The following is a 9311-nucleotide window of genomic DNA, read 5'->3' as shown; positions in this document are numbered from 1 at the left end:
CCGTTGCCGAACAGCCCCGCCGAGCCGCCCGCCCCGCCGGTCTGGCCGGCAGCGCCAGCGGCGCCATTGCCCCCATTGCCCCACAGCAGCCCGCCGTCGCCGCCCTTGCCGCCGGGGGTGGTGGCGTTGGCTCCGTCACCGATCAGGTTGCGGCCCAACAACATTTGGGTGGGTGCGTTGATCGCGGCAAGCAACTCTTGCTGCACCGTATTGGCGGCCTCGGCAACGGCATAGGAGTTCGCGCTGGCGCTCAGGGTGCGCAGGAATTGGTCGTGAAAGGTTGCCGCCTGGGCGTTGATGGCCTGGAACTGCTGACCGTGGGCGCTGAACAACGCGGCAATGCTGGTGGATACCTCATCACCGGCTGCCGATAACAGCTGGGTTGTGTTGGCCGACGCCGTGTGGGCGGCTGCGCTGACCGTCGAGCCGATCCCGGCCACATCCGCGGCCGCGGCCGCCATCAGCTGCGGGGAAGCAAACATGAACGACATCGGTGTGTCCTTCCTCGAACCGCGAGGGAAGTGGTGCAGACCCTGGGCCGGGCTGCACCTACCTCCTGGCATGAGCGGCGCGCATCGAACGGGATGACGTAGACGTTGCCTGTGGTGACATGTGAAAAGGCTGATCAGTTATTGAAGCCGCAGGTCACCGACATAACGGAGGGTCTTATTGAGACCGTCAACGGTGCGTTAGAGGCTGCTGGATGTCGGGTGTGTCACCTGCCACTCCCTAGCTGGTAGTGCTTGTCAACTGCTACTGCGGGGCGGCGGGTCTTGCGCGGTTTGTCGTGCGAGTCCGCCGCTGACCAGCGGCTTAGTTGTCCCCGGAATAGACACCGGCAGCACCCTGCGTGCCGCTGTCACCGTCGCTGCCAGGGGAGCCGGGAGGTGTGCCGGCGCCTCCGTTGCCGTGGATTCCGCCACCCCCACCGCTACCTCCGCCGCCGGCAGTGCCGTAGACGTTGTCGGTGTAGTTCCCGCCGTCGCCGCCATTGCCGCCGTTGCTGCCGTCGCCGCCGCGACCGCCGGTGGCCAATGCGCTATTTCCGCCGGCTCCGCCGCCGCCGCCGTTGCCGCCGTTGGCGCCACTGCCGCTGTGGACCACGGCGAACCCGCCCTTGCCGCCGTTGCCGCCGACGCCGCCGTTGCCGCCGGCACCGCCATCACCAGTACCGGTTGCAGCGCCACCGGTGCCGCCCATGCCGGCGTTGCCGCCAGCGCCGGCATTGCCCGCGGTAGTGCCGGCCACACCGTCGGGGCCGTCGCCACCCTCGCCGCCGTGGCCACCACCGCCGCCGTTTCCGCCGGAACCGCCGTTGCCGCTGCCGCTGGCGGCACCGCCGGCGCCGCCCGTGCCGCCTTGTCCGCCGTTGCCACCGGGACCGCCCGTGTTGGATAGGAATGGGTGACTGTCGCCGACGCCGCCTGCGGCGCCCGAGCCGCCGTCGCCCCCGGTGCCGCCGTTGCCGCTGCCGGTTGCCATGCCGCCGGCGCCGCCAGCGCCGCCGTTACCGCCTGTGCCGGTGTATATCCCCTGCTCGACGCGACTTTGGTAGGCATCTCCGCCGTCGCCGCCGCGGCCGCCGTCGCCGCCGTTGCTGGTGCCGCCGATTGCGCCACCGCCGATGCCTCCTGCGCCGCCGTTGCCGCCGTTGCCGTCCCAATTGTTGTTCTGGCCGTCGCCATTGGGCCCATTGATTTGGGCGGTACCGCCGTTGCCGCCATTGCCGCCGTTGCCAGCTTTTCCGCCCCCGATGCTCGCGCCGCCCGGCCCGCCGATGCCCCCGTCACCGCCGGTACCGGCGAAGGTGACGGTGCCGGTGGTGAAGCCGCCGTTGCCGCCACCGCCGCCGCTGCCGGCGTTGCCGCCATCGAAGCCGTTGCCGCCGGCGCCGCCGTTGCCGCCGACGCCTCCGCGTTGGCCGTCGCCGCCGTTGCCGCCCTGGCCGCCGTTGCCAGCGGTGGTGCCGGCGGCGCTGCCGTCGCCGCCGAGGCCGCCGAGGCCGCCGTTGCCGCCTGTGTTGGTGGTGTAGTTGCCTTTTCCGCCGTTGCCCCCGGCCCCGCCGTTGCCGCCGGTGCCGCCGGTTGCGGTTGCCGCGCCACCTTGGCCGCCGTTACCGCCGGTGCCGCCCGTTGTGCCCCAGCCGCCGGTGCCCCCGGCGCCGCCGTCGCCCCCGATGCCCGCGGAGCCGTTCGTGCCGCCGCTGCCGTCAGCGGCTTGGCCGCCCGCACCGGCGGCGCCGCCGGCGCCGCCGTCCCCGCCGGTACCGCCAGGATCGCCGGCACCCCCACCTGTACCGCCGTTTCCGCCTCCGCCGCCGGTTCCGCCGCCGCCGCCGGTTCCCGCTGCCCCGCCGGTACCGCCGGTGCCAGTTGTGCCGCCGACGCCACCTTGGCCGCCGTCACCGCCCTTGCCCGCGTTGCCGCCGTTGATTCCGGTGTTGCCGAAGCCGCCATCGCCACCGGCGCCCCCGACGCCGCCGGTGCCGCCGTCGCCGCCGCTGCCGTTGGTGCCGCCGTTGGTGCTGTTACCGCCGGCACCGCCCGCACCGCCGTCGCCGCCGCTCCCTGCATTGGTGCCGCGGTCGCCGGAGAGGTTGGGGTTGTTGGGATAGTTAGCGTCGTAGCCGGTCCCGCCTGCGCCGCCTAGACCGCCTTTGCCTCCGGTACCCCCTTTGCCGCCGTCGGTTGCGCTGCCGCCGTCGCCGCCTTGGCCGCCGGCCCCGCCGTCGCCGCCGTCGTTGGCGAGCCCGCTGGCGTCGCCCCCTCCACCGCCGTTGCCGCCGGCGCCGCCGTTTCCAGCGTTGCCGTCGGTTGCGGTGCCGCCCTGGCCACCGATGCCGCCAGCGCTGCCCGGGCCGTTGCTGGCTGCGGTGCCGCCATTGCCGCCCTGGCCGCCGTCGCCGCCGAGCCCACCGGTGCTGCCGCCGATAGTTCCGCCGCCGCCGGGGCCGCCGGTGCCGCCGGTGCCGCCGCCGCCGCCGTTGCCGCCCTTGCCGCTGCCGGTTGCGGTGCCGCCGACGCCGCCGCTACCGCCGGCACCGCCGCTAGCGCCCGTGAATCCGGTGTCGGCGCCAAGGGCACCGGTGCCGCCCATGCCGCCGCTGCCACCGTCGCCGGCGTTGCCACTTCCGGTTGAGGTGCCGCCTTGGCCGCCGTTGCCACCGGCGCCACCCGCGCCGTACTGGACGTCGGCCCACGTTGCGTAGCCTCCGGTGCCCCCGCTGCCCCCGGCGCCTGCGGTGCTGCTGTCGGTTGCGGTGCCGCCTTGGCCGCCGTTGCCGCCCGCCCCGCCGGTGCCGAACTGAACCGCGTTGCCGCCGTTGCCGCCGTTGCCACCCTTGCCGGCGCTGCCTCCTTGGCTGCCGGTGCCTCCTTGCCCGCCGTTTCCGCCATGGCCGCCGACGCCTTCGTTTTGGAGGGCGGTGCCTCCGTTGCCGCCGTTGCCGCCATTGCCCGAGTTGATGCCGTTGGCACCAGCGCCGCCCATGCCGCCATTGCCGCCGGTAGCTCCGTCGCCTGCGACACCATAGGCGCCCGCGTCGCCGCCGGCGCCGCCATTGCCCCCTTGGCCGCCGATGCCGCCGGCGCCGCCGCCGGTTGCCGCGCCGCCCTGGCCGCCACCGCCGCCGCTGCCCCCGTTGCCCCCATTAGTGCTGCCTTGGCTCGGATTGGCCATACCGGTGGCGCCGGAACCGCCGGTGCCGCCGCTCCCGCCGTTGCCAGCGTTGCCGCCCTTGGTTGCGGTGCCGCCTTGGCCCCCGTCGCCTCCTTGGCCGCCGGTGCCGGCAATGTGGCTACCGTCCACCACACCGCCGGCGGCGGCATTGCCACCGGCGCCGCCGTTGCCGCCGTTGCCGCCGTTGGTCGCGTTGCCGCCGTTGCCGCCGTTGCCGCCGTTGCCGCCGGTACCTCCGGCGTTGGTGGCGCCGCCGGCGCCGCCTTGGCCGCCGGTGCCGGCGTTGCCGGAATCACTTGCGCCGCCCGTGCCGCCTTGACCCCCGGTGCCACCAGCGCCTGAGTTGGTGGAAGTACCGCCCGCCCCGCCTAGGCCGCCCTCGCCGCCGGCGCCGCCCTTGCCACCACCGACTGCCGCGCCGCCCGCGCCGCCGCTGCCACCCGTCCCGCCGGTGGCACCGGTGTCGGCGATGACGCCTTGGCCACCTTGTCCGCCGGTGCCGCCAGTGCCGCCGGTGCCGCCGTCCCCGCCAGCAGTGGCGGCGCCGCCGGCGCCGCCGTCCCCGCCTCTGCCGCCGATGCGGTCGTTAGGCCCGGTGCTGCCGTTGCCGCCTTGACCGCCGGTGCCGCCGTTACCGCTGTGGCCGCTGCCCCCGCCGGTAGTCGTGCCGTTGGTGCCGCCGGTGCCACCGTTGCCGCCGTTACCTCCACTGATCGAGTTGCCGCCGCTACCGCCGGAGCCCCCATTGCCGCCGTTGCCGCCGTTGGTTGAGGTGCCACCGGCGCCACCGTCGCCACCGGTACCACCCGTGCCGCCGGTGGTTGTGGTGCCCCCGGCGCCACCTTGGCCGCCGGTGCCACCGTCGCCGGCGCTGCCGGAACCACTCTTACCGCCAGCGCCGCCGGCGCCGCCGGTGCCGCCTTCGAGGACGCCGGTGCCGCCGGTGCCGCCGGTGCCCCCGGCGCCGCTGGCGCCGGTGCCCGTTGCGGCGCCGCCAGCGCCGCCTTGACCCCCTGTGCCGCCGGTGACGTTGTTGACGCCGCCGTTGCCGCCAAGACCGCCGGTGCCCCCGGCGCCGCCGTCGGTAGCGTTGCCGCCGGCACCGCCGGTGCCGCCGGTGCCGCTGATGCCATCTGCGGCGTTGATCCCGCCGTCACCGCCGTGCCCCCCGGCCGCGCCGCTACCCCCGTTGATGCCGTTGATCCCGGTGCCGCCTGCCCCACCTTGGCCGCCGACGCCGCCGGCGCCCGCACTCATGGCGCCGTTGGCGCCGGTGCCGCCGTTACCGCCGATTCCGCCGTTGCCACCGTGACCCGCGCCGCCGGTGCTGCCACCGGTGCCTCCGTTGCCGGTCAGGCCCCCGGCGCCGGCGTTACCACCATTGCCGCCGGCGCCGCCGGCGCCACCGGGGCCGTTGTTGGAGGCGGATCCGTTGTCTACGCCTGCATAGCCGTTACCTCCGGCGCCGCCTTTGCCGCCGTTCCCGCCAAGGCCGCCGCTGCCATTGGTGCCGCCGACACCGCTGTTGCCACCCGCTCCGCCCGTACCGCCGGCACCGCCGGCAAAACCGGTGTGGCCCATCAGGCCATCGCTCACACCGGCGCTGTTGGCGCCGACGTCACCGTTGCCGCCGTTGCCGCCGTTACCTCCGGTGCCGCCGCTACCTGCGGCGCCGGTGACGCCGCCGCCACCACCGCCGGCGCCTCCTAGCCCGGCCGCCCCGCCGGCTCCGCCGGTTCCACCGTGCCCGCCTGTGGTACCCGTGCCGGCCGCGCCGTCTCCGCCGCTTCCGCCGGCGCCGCCGTTGCCCCCCAGTCCGCCGTTGCCGCCGGTACCGAATAGCAGCCCGTTGGCGCCGCCGGCACCGCCGTGGCCGCCGGCCCCGCCGGTTCCGCCCGTGCTGCCTAATAAGCCGGTGCCGGCTGCGGCCGACGCCCCGGCGCCCCCGGCTCCGCCGTCACCGCCCAGACCACCGGCTCCGCCATGGCCGAAGAGCAGGCCGCCCTTGCCGCCCATGCCGCCGTTGCCGCCCGCCGCGCCGGCTGTACCGGCGGCACCGGAGGCGCCCGCACCGCCGGCCCCGCCGGCCCCGCCGTTGCCGAATAGCAGCCCCGCCGAACCACCGGCTCCGCCGGCCTGGCCGGCGGCACCCGCAGCACCGCTACCGCCGTTGCCCCATAGCAATCCGGCGTCGCCGCCGCGGCCGCCGGGGGTGGTTGCGTTGGCGCCGTTGGCGATTAGCGGGCGCCCCAGCAGCAGTTGGGTGGGGGTGTTGATCACGCTGAGCAGGTTCTGCTCCACGGTTTGCAATGCGGAGTTGGTGGCCTCGGCGGTGGCGTAGGAATTGGCGCCGGCGGTCAGGTTGCGCAGGAACTGGTCGTGAAACGCTTTCGCCTGGGCGTTGAGGGCCTGGAATTGCTGGCCGTGGGAGCTGAAGAGCGCCGCGATGCCCGCGGACACCTCGTCGCCGGCCGCGGCCAGCAACTGGGTGGTCGACGCGGAGGCGCTGTGGGCGGCCGCGGTGACCGCCGACCCGACCCCGGCCACGTCCGCGGCTGCTGCTGTCATCAGTTGCGGTGAGGCAAACATAAACGACATCGATGGCTCCTTCGCTCAAGTCACGATCCGGAATCGGCCTCGCCGTGTGTGTGATTAGCAGGGGCTCGTGCCGTCTCGAAGTACGCAGCGAAACGTTGCCAACCGGTGCATGTAGAAAGATTGCTCAATTGCTGAACGAGCTGTTCACCAACGGTTCGGGAGGTCCGTTGTTAGTCATGCCGCCCGACCTCCGCCAACTGCGCCGGAGGGCCGGCGCCGCCGTCACCGCCACGGTTAAGACACTGGGCCGCCTTCGCCACCCGCGCCGCCCGCGCCGGGTGCGCCACCCTGGTTCCCCGTAGGGGTGTCGTCGCCGAAGCCGCCGGACTCGCCGGGCCCGCCAGGCTTTATCTGGTTGGTACCCACTCGACCCTGGCCGCCGTCGCCGCCGCTACCCCCGTTGCCCCCGGTGCCACCGGTGCCATCGATGCCGGCGTTGCCGCCCCATCCGCCGTTGCCGCCAGCGCCACCGCTGCCCCCCTTGAGGTCACCGTTGCCCCCCGCGCCACCGCCGCCGTCGCCTCCCCGGCCGCCGTCGCCGCCGTCGCCGCCTTCACTTCCCGTGCCGGTGCCGGTGCCACCGCCGCCGCCATTTCCGCCGGCGCCGCCGCTGGCACCGGGGTTGCTGTTACCGCCGGTCCCGCCGTTGCCACCATGGCCGCCGTTACCTGCGACGAAGCCGTCACCGCCGTGCCCGCCGTCGCCCCCCTGGCCACCCTGGGAGGCAAATCCCGTATTGCCCCCCTTGCCGCCGTGTCCGCCGTGGCCGCCTGTGCCGTGGTCGCCGGTGGCGTTGCCGCCAGCGCCGCCGTTGCCGCCGCTCATTCCGGGGTGGCCCGTGCCGTTGGCGGCGCTGCCGCCGTCGCCGCCGTTGCCGGCATGCCCGCCGGAACCGCTGGCGTTGCCGCCGTTGCCGCCGTTGCCGCCCTTGCCCGGGGTAGTGGCGGCGGGGCCTCCGTTGCTGCTGCCTGCACCGTTGCCGCCGTTGCCACCATGCCCGCCGGCGGTGGTGCCATTCCCGCCGTTGCCGCCGCTGCCGCCGTCGCCGCCCGCGCCGCCGGTGGTGTTCGGGTCCAGGACCCCGGAAAAGAGGGTGGTGCCGCCGTTGCCGCCGGCCCCGCCCGCGCCTCCGGCGCCGTCGGTGGCGACGCCACCGTCGCCGCCGTTGCCGCCGTAGCCGCCGTTGCCCAACCGTGAGGCGGAGCCGCCGGCTCCGCCGCCTCCACCGTCGCCGCCGGCGGTGGAGCCGGCGCCGCCTTTGCCGCCGTTACCGCCGTTACCGGCGGGGTTGGTGTTGGTGCTGTCGCCGCTGCTGCCGCCGCCGGTGCCGCCGTGGCCGCCGTTGCCTCCGCTGCCGCCGGCGCCGGTTGCGGCGCCGCCGTTGCCGCCGTTGCCGCCGTTGCCGCCGATGTCGTTGAGGATGCCGCCGTTGCCACCGGCGCCGCCATTGCCGCCGTTCCCGCTGCTCCCGGCAGCGCCGCCGGTACCTCCGGTGCCGGCTTGGCCGCCGCCGCCGGCATTGCCTCCGTCGCCTCCGTCGCCGCCACGCGAACTGGTGTCGGCCTGGCCGTCCGAGCCGGGGGTGTAGCCGTTGCCGCCGTTGCCGCCGTGTCCACCGAGGCCGCCGGTGCCGTTGGTGCCGCCGGCGCCGCTGTTTCCGCCTGCCCCGCCGTTGCCGCCGGCACCGCCGCCCGCGCCATTAGGGACGGCGCTGGACGTGCCGTTGAAGCCGTCAATGCCGTTGCCGCCGTTGCCGCCGGTGCCGCCGGTGCCGGCGGCTCCTTGGGCGCCGCCGACGCCGCCGGTGCCGGCCTGGCCGCCCGCCCCGGCGTCGCCGCCGTTGCCACCGTTGCCGCCGGGGTCTCCGACCTCGGTGCTCGGGCTGTTGCCGCGCCAGGCGCCACCGTCGTGGCCGTTGCCGCCGGTGCCGCCGGTGCCCCCGACACCGCCGGTTCCGTTGGTGCCGCCGTTGCCGCTGTTGCCGCCGACGCCGCCCGTGCCGCCCGCACCGCCGTTGTAGCCGGGAGCGCTGGACACGTCTACGCCGTTATCACCAGCTCCGCCGTGGCCCCCGGTGCCACCGGTGCCGCCGCCGCCGTTGTGGCCCCCGGTGCCACCGGTGCCGACCTGGCCGCCCGCCCCGCCGGCACCGCCGGTGCCGCCGGTGCCGCCATCGCCGCCCACGACGGTCTCCTGGAGAGGCTGCGTTTCGATGACGGTGGCCTTGCCGTTGGCGCCGTTGCCGCCGGCGCCGCCGGTGCCGCCTTGGCCGCCGGTGCCGTTGGTGCCGTCAACACCGCTGTTGCCGCCGGCGCCGCCGGCGCCCCCGGCTCCGCCGGCCAGCCCGGTGCCGGCGGTGCCGTCGGCTGCGACGGTGGTGGTGTTGTCGCCAGTGCCACCGCTACCGCCCGCGCCGCCCGTACCGCCGGTGCCGCCAGTGCCGTCGGTCCCGCCGGTGCCGCCGGTCCCTGCTTTGCCGCCCGTCCCCGCGGTGCCGCCGGTGCCGCCCTGGCCACCGTCGTAGCCCGCGGTGCCCAGGCCCACACCGGACTTGCCGTCGGCGCCAGCGCCTCCGGCGCCGCCGCTGCCGCCGAGTCCACCATTGCCGTTGGTGCCGACAGCACCGCCGGTGCCGCCGACATCGGCGTGCCCCGCCGCGCCGGCGTTGCCGCCGTGACCGCCGAGGCCGCCGTCCCCGCCGCTTAAGCCCGCCGCACCGATACCGGTGTCCGTCACGGTAGTTGCGTTGTCGCCGGCGCCGCCGAATCCGCCGTTGCCGCCGGCCCCACCGTTGCCGCCACTGCCGGCGGTGCCGCCGCTGCCGCCGGTGCCGGCGTTGCCGCCCGCGCCGGCGTTGCCGCCCGCACCGCCGTCGCCGCCGGCGGCGCCGGCCGCACCGAGACCGACCCCGGAGTTGCCGTCGGCGCCATTACCCCCGGCGCCGCCGTTACCGCCATGGCCGCCGCTGCCGTTGACGCCACCGGCGCCGCTGTTGCCGCCGGCCCCGCCCGCGCCGCCGGCGCCGGTGTGACCGG

Annotated in this window: 2 protein-coding genes and 1 pseudogene; all 3 read right to left on the bottom strand. The window is 75.9% G+C overall.

From position 1 onward, the window contains the following. On the bottom strand, positions 1–491 hold a 491-nt coding region (locus AWC27_RS12060; protein WP_139836944.1), incomplete at its 3' end, for a PE family protein. 322 nt (positions 492–813) lie between these two features. After that, positions 814–6276, bottom strand: coding sequence for a PE family protein (locus AWC27_RS12055; protein WP_085670698.1), 5463 nt, complete (start codon positions 6274–6276; stop codon positions 814–816). Between the two features lie 234 nt (positions 6277–6510). Continuing rightward, positions 6511–9311: pseudogene (locus AWC27_RS32705) on the bottom strand (PE family protein); the annotation flags it as partial.

Origin of the sequence: Mycobacterium szulgai (genome assembly GCF_002116635.1) — a bacterium.
Taxonomy (GTDB): Bacteria; Actinomycetota; Actinomycetes; order Mycobacteriales; family Mycobacteriaceae; genus Mycobacterium; species Mycobacterium szulgai.
Note: the sequence above shows the minus strand (reverse complement) of the source record. Positions and strands in the feature narration are given on the sequence as shown.

Bases quoted from the DNA above. Each gene is read 5' to 3' on its own strand.
- AWC27_RS12055 (WP_085670698.1), bottom strand. From the start codon at position 6,276: ATGTCGTTTATGTTTGCCTCACCGCAACTGATGACAGCAGCAGCCGCG.